This is a genomic window from Sphingomonas kyeonggiensis (assembly GCF_014196745.1).
Classification (GTDB): domain Bacteria; phylum Pseudomonadota; class Alphaproteobacteria; order Sphingomonadales; family Sphingomonadaceae; genus Sphingomonas; species Sphingomonas kyeonggiensis.
In genome coordinates this window covers 197,687-215,579 of record NZ_JACIEH010000002.1, presented here as the reverse complement: position 1 = coordinate 215,579, position 17,893 = coordinate 197,687, and the positions used below count along the sequence as shown (strand labels likewise).

The 17,893-nt window shown below is 67.8% G+C and carries 17 protein-coding genes; 9 read left to right on the top strand and 8 right to left on the bottom strand.

What is annotated here, in order from left to right:
* Positions 1 to 6 precede the first annotated feature (6 nt).
* Positions 7 to 525 carry a hypothetical protein gene (locus GGR46_RS10095; protein ID WP_183997307.1) on the top strand — a complete coding sequence of 173 codons (519 nt, stop codon included), beginning with the start codon at positions 7 to 9 and terminating at the stop codon, positions 523 to 525.
* Positions 526 to 640: 115 nt separating this feature from the next.
* Here GGR46_RS10095 and GGR46_RS10090 read toward each other — a convergent pair whose 3' ends face one another.
* From GGR46_RS10090 to GGR46_RS10075, 4 genes are all read right to left on the bottom strand, one after another.
* Entirely contained in the window at positions 641 to 1,162 is a 522-nt protein-coding gene (locus GGR46_RS10090) for a hypothetical protein (protein ID WP_343058103.1), read from the bottom strand.
* A complete protein-coding gene (gene ppdK / locus GGR46_RS10085) occupies positions 1,159 to 3,822 on the bottom strand; it encodes a pyruvate, phosphate dikinase (protein ID WP_183997305.1) in 2,664 nt (887 codons plus the stop codon). The genes GGR46_RS10090 and ppdK overlap by 4 nt, the downstream gene beginning before the upstream one ends.
* 290 nt (positions 3,823 to 4,112) lie before the next feature.
* Positions 4,113 to 6,146, bottom strand: a complete 2,034-nt coding sequence (gene glyS, locus GGR46_RS10080; protein ID WP_221262696.1) for a glycine--tRNA ligase subunit beta — start codon at positions 6,144 to 6,146, stop codon at positions 4,113 to 4,115.
* Entirely contained in the window at positions 6,143 to 7,009 is an 867-nt protein-coding gene (locus tag GGR46_RS10075; protein ID WP_246426107.1) for a glycine--tRNA ligase subunit alpha, read from the bottom strand. Before GGR46_RS10075 ends, glyS begins: the two co-directional genes overlap by 4 nt.
* Before the next feature lie 134 nt (positions 7,010 to 7,143).
* Here GGR46_RS10075 and GGR46_RS10070 point away from each other — a divergent pair, with 134 nt between their 5' ends.
* The 5 genes from GGR46_RS10070 (at position 7,144) to pth (ending at position 10,585) form a co-directional block, all read left to right on the top strand.
* Entirely contained in the window at positions 7,144 to 8,028 is an 885-nt protein-coding gene (locus GGR46_RS10070) for a TraB/GumN family protein (RefSeq protein ID WP_183997301.1), read from the top strand.
* Positions 8,029 to 8,231: 203 nt separating this feature from the next.
* The gene (locus tag GGR46_RS10065; protein WP_183997299.1) at positions 8,232 to 8,564 is read left to right on the top strand and encodes an ArsR/SmtB family transcription factor; all 333 of its coding nucleotides are present in this window, start codon (positions 8,232 to 8,234) and stop codon (positions 8,562 to 8,564) included.
* Positions 8,561 to 9,043, top strand: coding sequence for an SRPBCC family protein (locus GGR46_RS10060; protein WP_183997297.1), 483 nt, complete (start codon positions 8,561 to 8,563; stop codon positions 9,041 to 9,043). Before GGR46_RS10065 ends, GGR46_RS10060 begins: the two co-directional genes overlap by 4 nt.
* A 275-nt stretch (positions 9,044 to 9,318) precedes the next feature.
* Positions 9,319 to 9,933 carry a 50S ribosomal protein L25/general stress protein Ctc gene (locus GGR46_RS10055; RefSeq protein ID WP_183997295.1) on the top strand — a complete coding sequence of 205 codons (615 nt, stop codon included), beginning with the start codon at positions 9,319 to 9,321 and terminating at the stop codon, positions 9,931 to 9,933.
* 82 nt (positions 9,934 to 10,015) lie between these two features.
* Positions 10,016 to 10,585 carry an aminoacyl-tRNA hydrolase gene (pth, locus tag GGR46_RS10050; protein WP_183997293.1) on the top strand — a complete coding sequence of 190 codons (570 nt, stop codon included), beginning with the start codon at positions 10,016 to 10,018 and terminating at the stop codon, positions 10,583 to 10,585.
* Here the strand turns inward: pth and GGR46_RS10045 are convergent.
* Positions 10,582 to 10,941, bottom strand: a complete 360-nt coding sequence (locus GGR46_RS10045) for a hypothetical protein (RefSeq protein ID WP_183997291.1) — start codon at positions 10,939 to 10,941, stop codon at positions 10,582 to 10,584. The genes pth and GGR46_RS10045 overlap by 4 nt on opposite strands.
* Before the next feature lie 209 nt (positions 10,942 to 11,150).
* Here GGR46_RS10045 and GGR46_RS10040 point away from each other — a divergent pair, with 209 nt between their 5' ends.
* Positions 11,151 to 11,552 carry an endonuclease domain-containing protein gene (locus tag GGR46_RS10040; protein ID WP_183997289.1) on the top strand — a complete coding sequence of 134 codons (402 nt, stop codon included), beginning with the start codon at positions 11,151 to 11,153 and terminating at the stop codon, positions 11,550 to 11,552.
* A 79-nt stretch (positions 11,553 to 11,631) separates the two neighbouring features.
* Positions 11,632 to 13,323, top strand: coding sequence for a M20/M25/M40 family metallo-hydrolase (locus GGR46_RS10035; protein WP_183997287.1), 1,692 nt, complete (start codon positions 11,632 to 11,634; stop codon positions 13,321 to 13,323).
* Positions 13,324 to 13,411: 88 nt separating this feature from the next.
* Here GGR46_RS10035 and GGR46_RS10030 read toward each other — a convergent pair whose 3' ends face one another.
* Together GGR46_RS10030 and GGR46_RS10025 are read right to left on the bottom strand one after the other, a co-directional pair.
* A complete protein-coding gene (locus GGR46_RS10030; protein ID WP_183997285.1) occupies positions 13,412 to 14,422 on the bottom strand; it encodes a HupA family protein in 1,011 nt (336 codons plus the stop codon).
* 217 nt (positions 14,423 to 14,639) lie between these two features.
* Positions 14,640 to 15,215, bottom strand: a complete 576-nt coding sequence (locus GGR46_RS10025) for a hypothetical protein (RefSeq protein WP_183997283.1) — start codon at positions 15,213 to 15,215, stop codon at positions 14,640 to 14,642.
* Positions 15,216 to 15,339: 124 nt separating this feature from the next.
* Between GGR46_RS10025 and ychF the strand changes: the two genes are divergently transcribed.
* On the top strand, positions 15,340 to 16,437 hold the full coding sequence (ychF, locus tag GGR46_RS10020) for a redox-regulated ATPase YchF (protein WP_183997281.1): 1,098 nt from the start codon (positions 15,340 to 15,342) through the stop codon (positions 16,435 to 16,437).
* 41 nt (positions 16,438 to 16,478) lie between these two features.
* Here the strand turns inward: ychF and GGR46_RS10015 are convergent, their stop codons facing one another.
* Positions 16,479 to 17,798 carry an acetamidase/formamidase family protein gene (locus GGR46_RS10015; protein WP_183997279.1) on the bottom strand — a complete coding sequence of 440 codons (1,320 nt, stop codon included), beginning with the start codon at positions 17,796 to 17,798 and terminating at the stop codon, positions 16,479 to 16,481.
* Positions 17,799 to 17,893: the final 95 nt, after the last annotated feature.

The window sequence follows — 17,893 nt, the reverse complement described above, 5'->3', positions numbered from 1 at the left end:
AATAGCATGGCGCTTCCGTTCGAAACCGCGACGCAGTTCGCGGCACTGGGGCTGACTCTCGTCGCCGGCTGGTTCCTGGGGCTGGCCAGCCGCTCGGGCGGGGCGAAGTGGCGCGAGCGCTATCAGGACGAGGAGCTGGCGCACGCCCGCACGCGCGACGAGGCCGAGGAGCGCATCCGCACGCTCCAGGCCGAGGTGAAGACGCTGCGCAGCCAGGTGCCGGCCAGCGCTGCTCCCGTGGCCGACGACAAGCCGGGTGCGGCCTGGCGGGGCTGGTTCGGCTGGGGGCGCGACAATCTGGTGCGGATCAAGGGCATCGACGAGGCGCGCGCCCGGCGGCTCAACGAGCTGGGCATCAAGACCTATCGCGAGATCGAGAAGATGGCCCCGGCCGACGAGACGGCGCTGGAGCAACGGCTCGAGCTGCCCGCGGGCACGATCGCCGAACAGGGCTGGCGCGAACAGGCCGCCCTGCTCGCCGCCGGCAACGAGACCGAACACGCGGCGAAGTTCGGGCAGGGCTGACGGGCCGAAGGCGGCCTCAAGCCGTCATCCCGACGAAAGTCGGGATCTCAGGCGATGGCGCGGGGAAATAGCCGCACGAGATCCCGGCTTTCGCCGGGATGACGAGTGGGGCTGCTCAGGGCTGCACCGGCAGGCAGAGCATCACGGGCGTGTAGTTCTCGACCACTTCGGAGAGCGGCCGGCCCTGCCCGTCGAGCACCACGGCGCGCTGGCGCACGACATAGGGGGCGACACCGGCATCCTCGCGCTGCGTGGCGATGCCGAGGGTGCGGCGGCTGGGGGCGAGCGGGCGGATCGCGGCGCCGAAAGGGGTATCGCCGGCCAGCGCCGCGTTCATCTCGGGCGTGAGACGCGCCGGGACGTACCAGTTCTCTGCGACCGACAGCGACACCGGCCCGCATTTCAGCACCACGCTGCGATAGACCACCGGCTCGGCAGGACCGACCGCGAGATGCGCGCGCTGCTCGGGCGTGGCCGACTTCTGCGCGCGGTTCACCTCCGCGCGGATCGGCGTGGTGCAACGGCGCTGCAGTACCGCGGTGGCGCTGCGGGCCGACACCAGCTCCCGGCGGAGCGCGTCCGCCGGGTCCGGAGCCTGCAGCGCCTGGGCCTGGAGCAGCGCGAGCGCGAGGATCACGCCTTGCGCAGCGCCGCCTGTGCCGCCGCCAGCCGCGCGATCGGCACGCGATAGGGCGAGGCCGAGACGTAATCGAGCCGGGTATCCTCGCAGAACGCGATCGAGGCCGGATCGCCGCCATGCTCGCCGCAGATGCCGAGCTTGATGTCGGGACGCGTCGCCCGGCCACGCTCGGCGGCGATCGCGATCAGCTCGCCCACGCCCTCGACATCGAGGCTGACGAACGGATCCTTGGCGTAGATGCCCTTCTCCACATAGGTGGTGAGAAACTTCGCCGCATCGTCGCGCGACACGCCCAGCGTGGTCTGGGTGAGGTCGTTGGTGCCGAAGGAGAAGAAGGCGCCGACCTCGGCGATCTCGCCCGCACGCAGCGCGGCGCGGGGCAGCTCGATCATCGTGCCGACCAGATACTCGATCGTGCGGTCCTGCTCGTCGAACACGTCGCGTGCGGCACGGTCGACGACGGCCTTCATCAGCTCCAGCTCGCGCTTCGTCGCGACCAGCGGGATCATCACCTCGGGGATCGGCGCCTCGCCGCTATTCTCCGCGACGATGCACGCCGCCTCGAAGATCGCGCGCGCCTGCATCTCGTAGATCTCGGGATAGGTCACACCCAGGCGACATCCACGGTGCCCGAGCATCGGGTTGAACTCGTGCAACTCGGCGGCGCGGCGCTTGAGCGTCTCGACGTCGAGGCCGGCCGCGGCCGCGACTTCGGCGAACTCGCTTTCCTCATGCGGCAGGAACTCGTGCAGCGGCGGATCGAGCAGGCGGATCGTGCAGGGCAGCCCGGCCATCACCTCGAAGATCTCGACGAAGTCGCTGCGCTGCTCGGGGAGCAGCTTCTCCAGCGCGGCACGGCGGCCCTTCTCGTCGGCGGCGAGGATCATCTCGCGCACCGCAGTGACCCGCGACGGCTCGAAGAACATGTGCTCGGTGCGGCAGAGGCCGATGCCCTCGGCGCCGAAATCGCGCGCGGTGCGGCAATCGAGGGGGGTCTCGGCATTGGTGCGCACCTTGAGCCGGCGCTTGGCATCGGCCCAAACCATCAGCGTGCCGAAATCGCCGGCCAGCTCGGGCTGCACCGTCGGCACGGCGCCGAGCATCACTTCGCCGGTCGCGCCGTCGATCGTCACCAGATCGCCCTCGCGCACTTCGCGCGTGCCGACGCGGAACAGCTTCTCACGGGCGTTGATCGCCAGCGTGCCGGCGCCCGAGACGCAGGGACGGCCCATGCCGCGCGCGACCACCGCGGCGTGGCTGGTCATGCCGCCGCGCGCGGTCAGGATGCCCTTCGCCGCATGCATGCCGTGGATGTCCTCGGGGCTGGTCTCGACGCGGATCAGGATCACCGCCTCGCCCGCCGAAGCGCGCTTCTCGGCCGTGTCGCTGTCGAACACCGCGATGCCCGAGGCGGCACCCGGGCTGGCGGGCAGGCCCTTGGTCAGCACGTCGCGCTTCGCATTGGGATCGAGCGTCGGGTGGAGCAGCTGATCGAGCGCCTGCGGATCGACGCGGAGGATCGCCTCCTCCTCGGTGATCAGGCCTTCGCTCGCCATGTCGACCGCGATCTTGAGCGCGGCCTTGGCGGTGCGCTTGCCCGAGCGGGTCTGCAGCATCCAGAGCTTGCCGCGTTCGACGGTGAACTCGATGTCCTGCATGTCGCGATAGTGCTTCTCGAGCGTCTCGAAGACCGCCGCGAGCTGCCCGTACACTTCGGGCATCGCCTCTTCCATCGAGGCGGGCTTGGCGCCCGCCTTCTCGCGGGCGGCCTTGGTCAGGTATTGCGGGGTACGGATGCCGGCGACGACGTCCTCGCCCTGGGCGTTGATCAGGAACTCGCCATAGTACGCGTTCTCGCCCGTCGACGGATCGCGGGTGAAGGCCACGCCCGTCGCCGAGGTGTCGCCCATGTTGCCGAACACCATCGCCTGGACGTTGACCGCGGTGCCCCAGTCGCCGGGGATGTCGTTGAGGCGGCGATAGACCTTGGCGCGCTCGGACTGCCACGAGCCGAACACCGCGCCGATCGCGCCCCAGAGCTGGTCGTGCACGTCCTGCGGGAACGGCTTGCCCCACAGCTCCTCGACGATCGACTTGTACTCGGCGACCAGCGCCTGCCAGTCCTTGGCGGAAAGCTCGGTGTCGAGATTGTAGCCGCGGTCCTCCTTGGCGATCTCCAGCGCTTCCTCGAAGCGGCCGTGATCGAGTTCGAGCACCACGTCGGAATACATCTGGATGAAGCGGCGATAGCTGTCCCACGCGAAACGCTCGTCGCCGCTGATCGTGGCGAGGCCGACGACGGTGGTGTCGTTGAGGCCGAGGTTGAGCACCGTGTCCATCATGCCCGGCATCGAGGCGCGGGCGCCGGAGCGAACCGAGACGAGCAGCGGATCGCTGGCGTCGCCGAATTTCTTGCCGGTGATGCCCTCGATATGGGCGATGCCGTTGGCGACTTCTGCCTTCACGCTCTCCGGGAAGACGCCGCCCTGCTCGTAATAGACTGCGCACATCGGCGTGCTGATCGTGAAACCGGGAGGTACCGGCAGGCCGATCGAGGCCATGCCATCGAGGTTGGCGCCCTTGCCGCCGAGCAGGTTCTTGTCCCCCTTGCCCCCGTCCGACACATTCCCGCCGAAGCGGTACACGTATTGCGTCATTCCCGTCCCTTCATAAAGGCTTGGGCAGGCGCCTACCGCAGGTGCGAACAGGGGGAAACCCGCTGACTACGTTGTCAGAAGGCAAGATTTGCTTGGCCGTGATCAAATCACGGCGAGACACCGGTTACGTAAGATAAATCATTGCAGGCAAACAAGGTAATTCTCGACTTTACCCCGGCAAAAGCCGGGGTCCAGACTCAGCGTGCGTGTCGCAGACGCGCCAGGGCGCGTGACTTTCAAGGACTGGGCCCCGGCCTTCGCCGGGGTAAAGCGCGCGCAAGAGCTTCGGGTCAGCCCTCGATCTTCGAGAAGTCGGCGACGTTGTTCACCGCATCGCGAATGCGGGCGAGCAGGCCCAGGCGCATCTCGCGCTTGAACGCGTCGGGATCGACCACGGTGACGTCGTCGAAGAACTTGTCGATCGGCGCGCGGAGCGAGGCGAGCGCGGCCATCGCCGCCTCGTAATCCTCGGCCTCGACCGCGGCCTCGGCCTTGGGCTCGGCGACATCGAGCGCCTCGCGCAGCGCGGCTTCGGCAGGCTCGGCCTCGTAGATCTCGTTGTCCGCGACTTCGCCCGGCGCCCAGGTCTCCTTCTTGAGGATGTTGGCGGCGCGCTTGTAGCCGGCGAGCAGGTTCCTGCCGTCCTCCGAGGTGACGAAGGACTGCAGCGCCTTCACCCGGGCGAGCAGCCGGACGAGATCGTCCTCGCCGCCGAGCGCGAACACCGCATCGATCAGATCGTGACGGACGCCGGCCTCCTTCTGCTGGACCTTGAGGCGGTCGGCGAAGAAGTCGAGTACGTCCTTGCTGGCCGACTTGGTGAGCGGGAAGCGCAGGCCATTGTCGAGGATAAGCGCGATTACGCCGAGCGCCGAGCGGCGCAGCGCGAACGGGTCCTTGGAGCCGCTGGGCTTCAGGTCGACGCCGAAGAAAGACGTGATGCTGTCCAGCTTGTCCGCCAGCGCCACCGCCACAGTAACCGGCGCGGTGGGGACATCGTCACCCTGCCCGACCGGCTTGTAGTGATCGCGGATCGCTTCGGCGACGGCGGCGGGCTCGCCCTGGGCGGCGGCGTAATAGCCGCCCATCAGGCCCTGAAGCTCGGGGAACTCGCCGACCATGCCGGTGACGAGATCGGCCTTGGCGAGGCGCGCGGCGCGCTCTGCCTGGTCGGGGTCGGCCTTGACGATGCCTTCTTCTGCCAGCCACCGCGCCAGCTTCGCGACGCGATCGACCTTGTCGGCGACCGTGCCCAGCTTCTCGTGGAAGACGATCTTCTCGAGCTTGGGGGTCAGGTCCTCGAGCCGGGTCTTGAGATCGGTCTCGTAGAAGAAGCGCGCGTCGGAGAGGCGGGCCGCGAGGACCTTCTGGTTGCCCTCGACGATCTTCTCGCCACCGTCCGCCGCGTCGATGTTCGCTACGCAGACAAAGGCGTTGGCGAGCTTGCCCGCCGAGTCACGGCAGACGAAATACTTCTGGTTCACGCGCGCGGTGAGCTGGATCACTTCGGGCGGCACGTCGAGGAACGCTTCGTCGAAGCGACCGAGCAAAGGCATCGGCCATTCGGTGAGGCCGGCATTCTCGTAGAGCAGCCCGTCATCCTCGATCAGCGTCAGGCCGGCCTTCTGCGCGGCCATCTTGGCGCCCAGCGCGATGATGTTGCGGCGCTCGGCACCGTCGACGATCACATGGCAGGCGCGCAGCTTCTCGATATAGTCGTTGGCCGAGCCGATCGTGATCCCGCCCGGATGATGGAAACGGTGGCCGACGGTTACCGACGCGCTCTTCACGCCGGCGATCTCGACCGGCACCAGCTTGTCGCCGAGCAGCGCGATGATTCCCTGGAGCGGGCGCACCCAGCGCTGGCTTTCGGTCGAGGAGGAGGCGGCGCCCCAGCGCATCGACTTGGGCCAGGGGAAAGCGGTGATCGCGCCGGTGATCGCGCTGGCGAGCACCGAGCCGGCAACGATGCCGGGGCGGTCGATCACCGCGAACAGCACCTTGTTGCCCTTGCCGTCGTCACGCTCGACGAGCTGCTCGCGGCTGAGGCCGGTCGAGCGCAGGAAGCCCTCGATCGCCTGGGCCGGGGCGTCGGCGCGCGGGCCCTTGCGCTCCTCGCTCGCCGCCGCCGTCATCTCGGCGACGCCGCGGACGATCAGCGCGAGGCGGCGCGGGGTGGCATAGCTCTCGATGCTTTCGAACGGCAGGTTGAGCGCCTGCAGGCGCGCCTCGAACAGCGCGGCCAGATCGGCGCGCGCCTTTTCCTGCATGCGCGCAGGGATTTCCTCCGAGCGGAGTTCGAGCAGGAAGTCTTGCACGCTCATACCGTCCACTCCGGATACTTGGCCTGCCAGCTGGGCGTCATGTGCGCGATCCACGCTTCGCAGCTGCCCTTGGCCAGGTCGCGCACGCGGCCGATATAGGCCTGGCGCTCGGCGACGGAGATCACGCCGCGGGCCTGGAGCAGGTTGAACAGATGGCTGGCCTCGATCGCCTGCTCATAGGCGGCGATGGGCACGTTGTTCGCCAGGCAGTTCTCGCATTCGGCCACGGCCTTGCGGAAGCCATCGAACAGGGTGTCGGTGTCGGCGACTTCGAAATTGTACTTCGACATCTGCTTCTCGTTCTCGAGAAACACGTCGCCGTACGTCACGCCCTGGTCGTTGAAGGCGAGGTCGTACACGCTGTCCTTGTTCTGGATGTACATCGCCAGGCGCTCGAGCCCGTAGGTGAGCTCGCCGGCGACGGGCTTGCAGTCGAAGCCGCCCATCTGCTGGAAATAGGTGAACTGGGTGACTTCCATGCCGTCGCACCAGACTTCCCAGCCCAGGCCCCAGGCGCCGAGCGTCGGCGACTCCCAATCGTCCTCGACGAAGCGGATATCGTGCTTCGTGAAGTCGATGCCGATCGCCGCGAGCGAGCCCAGATAGAGGTTCTGCAGGTCGGGCGGGCTCGGCTTCAGGATCACCTGATACTGGTAATAATGCTGGAGCCGGTTCGGGTTCTCGCCATAGCGGCCGTCGGTCGGGCGGCGGCAGGGCTGGACGAAGGCGGCGTTCCACGGCTCGGGGCCGAGGGCGCGCAGCGTCGTCGCCGGGTGGAAGGTGCCCGCACCCATGCGCATGTCATAGGGCTGGAGGATCACGCAGCCCTTGTCCGCCCAATAGTCATGGAGCGTGAGGATCATGCGCTGGAAGCTGAGGGGCTCTGCCATAGTGCCCCGCGCTTTGGCGTCTCCTCTCCTACCGGTCAATGGCGCACGCCGCGACTCTGGATCGATGTGCGGTTCGGGGCTACCGGTCGGGGATGATCGCAAGTCCGATGATCCGCCGCCTAGTCCCCGCGTTGCTGGCGCTAACCCTCTGGGGCTGCGGGCAGAAGGCCCCTGCGCCGGCCGAGAAGGCCGATCCGGCCTTGTGGGTGGTCAAGGATCACGACACCACCATCTATCTGTTCGGCACCGTCCATGTGCTCAAGCCGGGGATCAACTGGTTCCAGGGCGGGCTGAAACAGGCATTCGACAAGGCCGATACGCTGGTGCTCGAGCTGGTGATGCCGCCCGATGCCGAGATGCAGGCGATCGTCGCCGAGCTGGGCACCGCCGCCGGAGGCCCGCCGCTGACCGAGCAGCTGCCGCCCGCCGAGGCCGAGAAGATGCGGGCCGCCCTGCCCAGGTTCGGCATGGCGCCCGATTCGCTCGACCGGGCCGAGCCCTGGCTGGCCGCGACGCTCCTGTCGGTACTGCCGCTCAAGCAGCTGGGATATGACGACAAACAGGGCGCCGAGCTGACCCTGACCGAAGCCGCCAAGGCCTCGGGCAAGAAGATCGAGGGGCTGGAGACCGCCCGGCAGCAGCTCGGCTATTTCGACGCCCTGCCCCTGCCCGCCCAGCGCAAGCTGCTGGTCGAGACGATCGACGACCTGCCCCAGGCGGGGAGCAAGATCGACCAGGCCGTCACCGCCTGGCGCAAGGGCGATGCCGATGGGCTGGCCAGGCTGGTCAATGCCGACATGGCCTCCGCCCCCGAGGTGAGCCAGGCGCTGCTGGTCAACCGGAACCGCAACTGGGCCGGCTGGATTTCCAGGCGAATGCAACAGCCTGGCACGGTGTTCGTAGCGGTGGGCGCCGGGCATCTGGCAGGGAGCGAGAGCCTGCAGGCCGAGTTGGCCCGGCGCGGGCTGAAGGTCGAGCGGGTCGCGTACTGAAGCCAACCCACAGCCGTCATCCCGGCGAAAGTCGGGATCTCAGGCGAAGGCGCGGGACAAGAGCCGCACGAGATCCCGGCTTTCGCAGGGATGACGGCGAGTACCGGACATAGCGGACGCTCAACGTTGCCAAGGTAGCGCCGGATTGACATCGCCCACGACTCAATATAACTCATCGGTTAAATAACCTATGAGTTAGATAAATGGACGCGCTCAGCAACACCTTCGCCGCCCTGGCCGACCCCACCCGCCGCGCGATCCTGGCGCGGCTGGCGCTGGGCGAGGCGAGCGTCGGCGAGCTTTCCCAGCCCTTCGCGATGAGCGGGCCGGCGGTGACCAAGCACCTCAAGGTGCTCGAGCATGCCGGACTGATCTCGCGCAGCCGGATCGCGCAGCAGCGGCCGGCCAAGCTGGAGCCCGAAGCGCTCAAGGCGGCGAGCGACTGGATCGCCGAATATCGCCGCTTCTGGGACGCGAAGTTCGACGACCTGGACGCCTATCTCAACGACCTGCAGAAGAATGGAGAGGACAAATGACCACTACGGAACTCGGTGTCGGCTATGAAGTCACGATCGACCGCACCTTTGCCGCGCCGCGCACGCTGGTGTTCGACTGCATGACCAAGGCCGAGCACCTCGCCCGCTGGTGGGGGCCGCATCATTTCGACGTGCCTTTCGCCGAGAGCGAGGCGCGGCCGGGCGGCAAGATCCGCCTCGATATGCGCGGGCCCGAACCCTATGGGATCAACGAAGTCCACGGCGAATATGAAGTGGTCGAGCGTCCGGACCGGCTGGTCATGGTGCTGCGCGCCTTCGGGGCACCGGATGGCAGCTGGGGGATCGAGCACCGCACCACGATGGAATTCACCGACGCCCCCGAGGGTGGCACGCACATGCACATGACCACGGTGGTGCTGCAGGCCAGCGACGACCTGCTGCCGGCACTGGCAGGGATGCGCGAAGGCTGGAGCCAGAGCTTCGAGAAGCTGGAAGCGGTGCTGCCCGAGCTGGTGTGAACTTTCGGGACCGAACCATTCCTCCCCGAGCTTGCCTCGGGGAGGGGGACCGCCGCCGAAGGCGGGGGTGGAGGGGCCATCGCGGGAGCGGCGTGACCGCCGCGCCCCTCCACCACACCCTGCGGGCGCGGTCCCCCTCCCCCAGGCGAGCTGGGGGAGGAATTGGGTTATCCTTGCTTTCCCCCCTCCCCTCCGCTATGCGCGCGCCTTCCGTGCCAGGGTCATCCCTGGAGGCCTGGCCGGATTGAACTAACTTTAGCTGATTGGAACGACACATGAGCGATACGCTTACGCTGTCGGCCGAGACGCGCGAGCAGGTTGGCAAGGGAGCCTCCCGCGAGCTTCGTCGTAATGGCCGCGTCCCCGCCGTAATCTACGGCAACAAGCAGGACCCGAAGAGCATCCACGTCGAGGAGCGCGAGCTCTATCGCCTGCTGATGACCGGGCACTTCTTCAATTCGGTCGTCATGATCGATGGCGAGCGCACCCTGCCCAAGGACGTGGCTTTCGACCCCGTCACCGATCGTCCGGTGCACGCCGACTTCCTGCGCATCAGCGAGCACGCGACCGTGCACGTGAACGTGCCGATCGTCTTCGCTGACGAAGAGCTCGCTCCCGGCCTGAAGCGCGGCGGCGTCCTGAACGTCGTCCGTCACGAGCTCGACCTGGTCGTTGACGCCGCCGAGATCCCCAGCGAAGTCACGATTTCGCTCAAGGGCCTCGAAGTCGGCGATTCGCTGCACATCTCGGCAGTGACCCTGCCGAAGGGCGCGACCTCGGCGATCACCGACCGCGACTTCACCATCGCGACCGTGGTTGCTCCGTCGGCGCTCAAGTCGAGCGAAGGCGACACGACCCAGACCGAAGCCGAGGGCGAAGCCGGCGAGTAATCGCCCCTTCGAACTTCACGGTTCAAAAAATCGCCTCCGCGCCCTAGGTGCGGAGGCGATTTTCGTTTGAGCAGGAATTGAGATGCAGCTCTGGGTCGGTCTGGGCAATCCGGGCCCGCAATATGCGATGCACCGGCACAATGTGGGCTTCATGGCGGTGGACGCCATCGCGGAGACGCACGGCTTCACGCCCGAGAAGAAGCAGTTCCAGGGCTGGACCCGCGAAGGGCGGATCGGGAGCGAGAAGGTGATCCTGCTCAAGCCCGGCACCTTCATGAACGAAAGCGGCCGATCGGTGCGTGCGGCGATGGACTTCTACAAGCTCGCCCCCGAGGACGTGACGCTGTTCCACGACGAACTCGACCTGGTGCCGATGAAGGTGAAGGTGAAGCGTGGCGGCGGCACCGCCGGGCACAATGGCCTGCGCTCGACCGACAAGCATCTGGGGCCGGACTTCCGCCGGGTGCGGATCGGCATCGGCCATCCCGGGCACAAGGACCGGGTGCACGGCTATGTGCTGGGCAACTACGCCAAGAACGAGCTGGACCCGCTGGCCGACATGCTCGGCGCGATCGCCGCCGAGGCGCCATGGCTGGCGGCGGGCGACGATGTGCGGTTCATGAACGACGTGGCGATGCGGCTGCAGGACTAGACGCTGGACCGGTAGGTCAGGAGAGTCGCGGCGAGGATCATCAGCAGAGGACCGAGCGCGACCAGTCCGCCTGCGGCCAATGCCAGCCGGGCAACGATCCTTGCACGCGAGCGGATCGCCCAGAAGATCATGTAGCCGCCGAGCAGCACGGCGCCGAGCAGCGCGTTGCTCGCATAGCCGCGCAGCGCCGAGGCGGTGCCACCGGCAGCAAGGCCATAGATGAGGACCGGCAACAGCCACTTGATCGCGAGGACGATGAAGCCGCCCGTCCGGAGCCCGAGGCGGTCGCCGGAAAAGCCGATCATCCAGACCAGGATCAAGAGCGGCCCTACCCCCACCAAGCTCGAAACGATCACCATTATCCTCCTTTGATCCAGGCCCTTGTGCTCGACCGCGCACCGCCGGACAAGCGCCGCGGCACATGCGCACCGTCGGATCGGCGCCTGTGCGGCGGGGCGCGGCCAGCTTGACCTTTGCCACCCCCGCCCAGCATCCGCTAATCTCAAATCCTCCCCCGAAGGGGGAGGGGGACCAGCCGCAGGCTGGTGGAGGGGTAGCGCGCCGCATGCTGCATGGCCCGAAGAAAACACAGAAGCGCGCAGCCAAGCTCCGCAAGTCCATGAGCTTGCCCGAAGTGCTCCTGTGGCGCGAGTTGCGCGGGCGCCCCGCTGGCCTGCGGTTCCGGCGACAGCACCCGGCGGGAGGCTACGTCCTCGATTTCTATTGTCCGCTACATCGCCTGGCGATCGAAGTGGACGGCGAGGTTCACGCGCGTGGAGAGCAACCGCTGCGGGATGTAGCTCGGGATGAATGGTTAAGTAGGCAGGGTGTTCGAATTGTCCGCGTGCCCGCGGCGGAGGTGTTCGCCGATCTGGAAGCGGTGGTTCGACACATCATCTACATCGCTCGTGGAGACTACCCCTCCACCGCCTTCGGCGGTCCTCCTCCCCCTCCGGGGGAGGATTGAAGGGCCGGCCAGCTTGACCTTTGCCAACCCCGCCGACATCCATGATCCCCGGTTCAGGCGTGACAGGGGAATGGATATGATGCGCATCGGCATTGGCGTGGTGCTGGCCCTGTCGTGCAGCGGCGCGATCGCGCAGGAGGCGGCGCCGAAGCGGGAAGCCGCCGGACTCGCGACGATCCGGGCCGAGCAGTTGAAGCGGGACCTGACCTATATCGCATCGGACGCGCTGGAAGGCCGGCTGACCCTGCAGAAGGGCGACGACGATGCCGCGGCCTGGGTCGCCGAGCAGTTCCGCAAGGCCGGGCTCAAGCCGGCCGCCAGGGGAGCCGACGGGAAGCCAAGCTATTTCCAGCCGGTGCCGCTGGTCGAATATCGCGGCGATCCGGCGCAATCGAGCCTGACGCTGACGCGCGGCGGCGCGACCGTGGCGTGGCGGGCGCCGGCGTTCGGCGGCGCCTATCGCGACCAGGTCGACCTGACCGCGCCGGTGGTCTTTGCCGGCTATGGCATTACCGCCCCGGAGCTCGGCTATGACGACTATGCCGGCGTCGACGTGCGCGGCAAGATCGTGCTGATCTTCGATCACGAGCCGCAGGAGACCGATCCCGCCTCGCGCTTCAACGGCACCGGGCTGACCCGCTATGCCACCGCGCGAGTGAAGCTGCTCAACGCCCAGCGCCACGGCGCGGTCGCCGTGCTGCTCGCCCCCGAGCCGCACCGCAAGCACCTGACCAATGCCGAGCGATCGGCGAACATCACCAGGGGCGTCACGCCGCGAATCCCGCTGGCGACCCAGGCGATCGCGCAGGACGAAGTGGCGATCCCGCTGCTCAACGTCCGCGACGAAGTGGTCACCGCGCTGATGGCCGGTTCGGGCGCGGCGCCGGGGGAAACGCAGGATGCGATCGACGCCAGGGCAGTGCCGCAATCGCGGGTGCTGGCAGGCGCGTCGCTGACCGTGCGGCTGCGCAACGCGACACGGCGCACGGGCGTGTCGAACAATGTCGTCGGGTTGATCGAAGGATCGGATCCGAAGCTGAAGGCCGAGACGATCCTGATCAGCGCGCACCACGATCATGACGGGATGGAGGCCTGCGCCGATCCCGCCAACCCGCCGGTGACGATTCCGGCCGACCCGGTGCCCTGCCCGCGCATCTGGCGCGGCGCAGACGACAATGGATCGGGCACGGTCGGCGTGGTCGCGCTGGCCCGTGCCTTCGCCGCCAATCCGGTGCGGCCGAAGCGGTCGATCCTGTTCGTGGTGTTCACCGGCGAGGAGCGCGGCCTGCTCGGCGCCTATTACCTGGCGGCGCATCCGCTGCGCCCGCTGGCGACCACCCGCGCGATGATCAATTTCGACATGATCGGCCGCAACGAGGAAGCCAGCCCGCAGACCGACGGGTTGATCGAGATCCCGGCGGACACGAGCAACCGCCTCAACCTGATCGGCGGGCTCTATTCGCCGGACTATGCGGCGACGGTGAAGGCGGCCAACGCCTCGGTCGGCCTGGTGCTCGACGACCGCTTCGATCACGAGAGCGCGCTCAACGTGTTCTTCCGCTCGGACCAGTTCCCGTTCGTGCTGAAGGACGTGCCGGCCTTCTGGTGGTTCACCGGCTTCCACCCGGACTATCACCACACCACCGATACGGTGGACAAGATCAACTTCGCCAAGATGGAGAAGATCCTGAAGCTCGCCTATCTGAGCGCCTGGCGCTTCGGCGAGACGGCCACGCCGCCGCGCTTCGTGGCGAGCCAGGGGGTGCGCTGAGCCTCAGCCTGTCGACCCCGAACCACCGACAAAGAAAAGGGGCCCCGGCGAACCGGAGCCCCTTTTCCTTTGCGTTGGGTGGCGCGGCTTACTTCTTGCCGACGACCACGCCGATCAGGCGCTGCTGGGCGCCGCCGAAGGTGCCGGTGGCCGAGAAGACCGTGCCGACCTGCTCTGCCTGCGAGCCGAAGAAGCCGCCGGCCAGCGTGCCCGAGAGCGGGCTGCCGGTGACGAAGCTGCCGGTCCACTGGTTCTGGCCGACCGGGATCGCGCCCTGGGCGGTGAAGGTGCCATAGGCGACCGGGGCGCCACCGCCGGTCGGGATGGTCGACAGGGTCAGCGTCATGTCGACCACGCCGGTGGCGAAGTTGGTCGCCATGGTCACGGTGCCGGTGACCTTGTTGATCGCGGTGGTGGTGCCGACGGTGCTCACCAGACGGCCGGTGACGGTGAGCGTGCTGTAGTTGACCGTGCCGGTGGCCGGCATGTCGGTATAGACCGTCGAATAGCCCCAGGCGGTGTAGGCGAGGCGCTTCTGGCCCGCGGTCGAATCGCCGCGCCACCAGCTGGCGTAGCTGACGCGGTTCAGCACCAGCGCCGGAACGTTGCTAGACGTGTCCTTCACCACGTTGTTCAGATACTCAACCTGGCTGAACTTGCCCGCGGTGGTGGCATCGTTGGTGCGGAAGACGAACTCGGGGTTGCCCACGGCCGACGGCGTGACCAGCGTCGAGGTGCAGGTCTGGCCGGTCGGTACGCAGAAGCGCGATTCCTCGGTGTTCTCGCGCATCACATAGGTGCCGGTGGCGACCGCGGTGTCGGTGGCGAGGCGCACGCGGGTCGACAGCGTCTCGGTGCTGGCGGCGCCGAGGGTGACTGCGCTGGTGGCGGGATCGCCGGTGTAGCTGATCGCGGCGCTATAGGTGTTGAACTCGGCCGCCGCGGCGAGCGGGAAGGCGGTGTAGGTCGGCGACGCGGTCGGCGTCGGGGTAGGCGTCGCGGTCGGAGTCGGCGTCGCGGTGGACTTGTCGCCGCCACCGCAGCCCGACAGTGCAACCGTCGCGGCAAGCGCGCTCATGAACATGTGACGGCGAATCATTCCCTGCTCCTCAAAACACGCGGGCACCGAAAGGGCCTGCCGCCCCTGTACCCCAGATGAACGGCCCTCAGTCAAGCCGCGCGCGACGAGCTAATCCCGTCGCAATACGGCGCTTTGAGGGCCTTAGAAGGCGAAAGCGCGTGTCGCAACTTCCGCCTTCTTCCCTGCGGGGACGGAGCCGATGACGCCGACCCGCAAGCCGCCCGGCATTTTCCGGTCAGGCGTCCTTGTCCTTCAGCGACTTGCGCAGCGTCTCGATCTTGAGGGCGCGGCCGACCTTGTCCTTGCCGGCCAGCGGGCCCTTGCCCATCTCGGCGACGAACTGGACGCACCCTGCCACGGTGTTGAACCCGCGGCCGCTGCGCTCGACCGGCGAGAGCGTGCCGTCGCCATTGGCGTCCTTGCCGGCGCGGAACTTTGCCTCGACCGTCTTCGGATAGGTCCAGTCGGCATAGTCCTGGATCGTCGCCCTGGACAGCGCGGGGCCGCCGTCCCCGCCGGCGGGCAGGGTCTGGTCGCCGAGCGCGGCCTCGAGCTTCTCGCGGTAGAAATCCTCGTAGGTCTTGATGTCGCCCGCGCCCGCCGCGGCGAGCCCGGCCTTCTGCCAGCGCAGCGCCGAGAGACAGTCGAAGTTGTGCGCGACGCCTTCCTTGAGCTTCTGGGCCTTTTCGGCATCGGCGGCGCGGGCGGCGGCTTCCTCGTTCGCCTTCTGGTTGGCCGCGCTGTTGTCGCACCCCGACAGGCCGAGCGCGAGCGCAGTGCCGGCCGCGGCGAAATAACCGAAACGGATCATATGGTTCATCCCCTCTTTTATCGGGGAAGCATGCCACGGACCCTCCTCAAGTCAACGCGCTGGCAAAAGCGGCGCTTTGGCTCTATCGGGGCGCCTTTCCCCAGAACATTGGAACAGGCTTCACATGGGTTTCCGCTGCGGCATCGTCGGGCTTCCGAACGTCGGCAAGTCCACGCTCTTCAACGCACTGACCGAGACGGCGGCGGCGCAGGCGGCGAACTATCCGTTCTGCACGATCGAGCCGAACGTCGGCAACGTCGCGGTGCCGGACGCGCGCCTGACCAAGCTGGCCGAGATCGCCGGATCGCAGAAGATCATCGAGACGCAACTCGGCTTCGTCGACATCGCCGGCCTGGTGCGCGGCGCGAGCAAGGGCGAAGGCCTGGGCAACCAGTTCCTCGGCAACATCCGCGAAGTGGACGCGATCGTCCATGTGCTGCGCTGCTTCGAGAATGACGACATCCAGCACGTCGACAACAAGGTCGATCCGATCGCCGATGCCGAGACGGTCGAGACCGAGCTGATGCTCGCCGACCTGGAGAGCCTCGAGAAGCGCGTGCCCAGCCTGCAGAAGAAGGCGGCGCAGGGCGACAAGGAATCCAAGGTGGCGGCCAGCGTGCTCGGCCAGGCGCTCGACCTGCTGCGCGACGGCAAGCCCGCCCGGCTGACCGAGCCGAAGGACGAGGACGAGAAGCGCGTCTTCGCGCAGGCGCAGCTGCTCACCGGCAAGCCGGTGCTGTACGTGTGCAACGTCAACGAGGAGGACGCGGCCAACGGCAACGACCTGTCGGCCAAGGTATTCGCCAAGGCCAAGGCGGAGGGCGCCGAGGCGGTGGTCGTCTCCGCGGCGATCGAGGCCGACATCGCGACGATGCCGGTGGAGGACCGCGCCGAGTTCCTCGGCGAGCTGGGCCTGGAGGAGACCGGCCTCGCCCGCGTGATCCGCGCCGGCTACAAGCTGCTCCACCTGCTGACCTTCTTCACCGTCGGTCCCAAGGAAGCGCGCGCCTGGACCGTCGACGAAGGCGCCACCGCGCCGAATGCCGCGGGCGTGATCCACAGCGACTTCGAGAAGGGCTTCATCCGCGCCGAGACGATCGCGTACGACGATTTCGTCGCGCTGGGCGGCGAGGCCAAGGCCCGCGAGGCCGGCAAGCTGCGCGCGGAAGGCAAGGCATACATCGTCAAGGATGGCGATGTGATGCACTTCCTGCACAGCTGATCCCGTTCCCCTCCCTGGAAGGGAGGGGCGCAAGAAGGGAGCTACGGCTTCTTCGCCCCCGGCAGGGTCGCGAGGCGGGCCTTGGGGATCTTGAGGACCATGCCCGCGGCGCGGCCCGGCACCGCGCTCACCCGATATTCGGCGACGGTGCCGTAGATCTGGGCGATGTCGGCCGGGGCCAGGCCATAGTCCGCCGCCAGCCAGGCGAACATGCTCGAGCTGGCGGTGCGGAACGAAGCGTCGAGCGAGCCGTCCATGCCGATCGCGACGAGATGCGTCGGCGTCTCGATGCGGACCTGGCCGGCGCTCTTGCCGCGGATCAGGTCCACTTCGACCTCGACGTCCATCGAGGTCTCCAGCGCATCGCCGGTGGTCTCGCCATCCCCCTGCAGCGCATGCGCATCGCCGAAATAGAGCAGGGCGCCCGGCACCGAGACGGGGAAGTAGACGGTCGTCCCCTCGCCCATCTCGTTGAAGTCCATGTTGCCACCAAAGCTGCCGACATCGCCCGATCCGGGCGCAGCGCCGCGCGGGTTCACCGCCACACCGATCCCGCCGAGCATCGGCTTCACCGGCACCTGATAGCCCTTGAGCGCATCGCCCGGCGCGTCGGGCGTGGCGATGCCCTTCTCGCGATCGAGCCGCCAGGTGACCGGCTTGCCCGCCCCGGCCATGCGCACCGCGGTGCGCGCGTCCTGGCCGCGCTCGGTCATGCCGCTGGAGCTGATCGCGGTGTCCCGGTTGAGCGACAGCTTGCGGATGCGGACAACGAGCGTGTCGCCGGGCATCGCCCCGTCGATGTAGAAAGGCCCGGTCTGCGGGTTGCCGGGGGCGGCGCGGCGGACGCCCTGCCAGTCGATCCCCGCCGCATCGATCGTCGTCGTATGGATCGTGTCGCCGGGGTTCACGTGCAGCGCCGGAGGATTGAACGGCGAGAATTGGCGGTAATAGCGTGTCGGCGCGAATTCGTGCCGCCGGGGCGCGGCACCGCTCGGCTGGGGCGGACGCTCGGCGGTGAAGGCCAGGCGGTGCGGCCCGCCCGCCGGCGCGCTGCCGTCCACCAGCAGCATCTCGCCGGTGATCCGGCCCTTGACCAGCCGGGCGGTGACATCCTCCGAGCCGCCGGTCTTGTCCTTCGCCAGGAAGCGGACCTCACTGCCCTTCACCGTGCCGGTCAGCACGTCGCCGGTCAGGTCGCCGCTGATCTGCGCCCCGTCCTGCTTGAGATCGAGCGTCCAGTAGGTCGGCGTGCCGAAATAATCGACGGTGACGATCCAGCGCCCCGCGACCTGCGCCTGTGCCTGAGCTGCCATCGGCATCGCGCACGCCAGCGCCGCCGCACTCCAGAAACCACCCCGCATATCGCCCTCCCTGCGACTTCGTTTCGACAGAGCAATGGTTTGAAGGCTGAACTTCGAATGAACCCGGATGGCCTTGCGCGACGGTTCGGCTTGCA

Coding starts and splice junctions, on each gene's coding strand:
- GGR46_RS10095 (WP_183997307.1), top strand. CDS start 7: ATGGCGCTTCCGTTCGAAACCGCGACGCAGTTCGCGGCACTGGGGCTG.
- ppdK (WP_183997305.1), bottom strand. CDS start 3,822: ATGACGCAATACGTGTACCGCTTCGGCGGGAATGTGTCGGACGGGGGC.
- glyS (WP_221262696.1), bottom strand. CDS start 6,146: ATGAGCGTGCAAGACTTCCTGCTCGAACTCCGCTCGGAGGAAATCCCT.
- GGR46_RS10075 (WP_246426107.1), bottom strand. CDS start 7,009: ATGATCCTCACGCTCCATGACTATTGGGCGGACAAGGGCTGCGTGATC.
- GGR46_RS10070 (WP_183997301.1), top strand. CDS start 7,144: ATGATCCGCCGCCTAGTCCCCGCGTTGCTGGCGCTAACCCTCTGGGGC.
- GGR46_RS10065 (WP_183997299.1), top strand. CDS start 8,232: ATGGACGCGCTCAGCAACACCTTCGCCGCCCTGGCCGACCCCACCCGC.
- GGR46_RS10060 (WP_183997297.1), top strand. CDS start 8,561: ATGACCACTACGGAACTCGGTGTCGGCTATGAAGTCACGATCGACCGC.
- GGR46_RS10055 (WP_183997295.1), top strand. CDS start 9,319: ATGAGCGATACGCTTACGCTGTCGGCCGAGACGCGCGAGCAGGTTGGC.
- pth (WP_183997293.1), top strand. CDS start 10,016: ATGCAGCTCTGGGTCGGTCTGGGCAATCCGGGCCCGCAATATGCGATG.
- GGR46_RS10040 (WP_183997289.1), top strand. CDS start 11,151: ATGCTGCATGGCCCGAAGAAAACACAGAAGCGCGCAGCCAAGCTCCGC.
- GGR46_RS10035 (WP_183997287.1), top strand. CDS start 11,632: ATGCGCATCGGCATTGGCGTGGTGCTGGCCCTGTCGTGCAGCGGCGCG.
- GGR46_RS10030 (WP_183997285.1), bottom strand. CDS start 14,422: ATGATTCGCCGTCACATGTTCATGAGCGCGCTTGCCGCGACGGTTGCA.
- GGR46_RS10025 (WP_183997283.1), bottom strand. CDS start 15,215: ATGATCCGTTTCGGTTATTTCGCCGCGGCCGGCACTGCGCTCGCGCTC.
- ychF (WP_183997281.1), top strand. CDS start 15,340: ATGGGTTTCCGCTGCGGCATCGTCGGGCTTCCGAACGTCGGCAAGTCC.
- GGR46_RS10015 (WP_183997279.1), bottom strand. CDS start 17,798: ATGCGGGGTGGTTTCTGGAGTGCGGCGGCGCTGGCGTGCGCGATGCCG.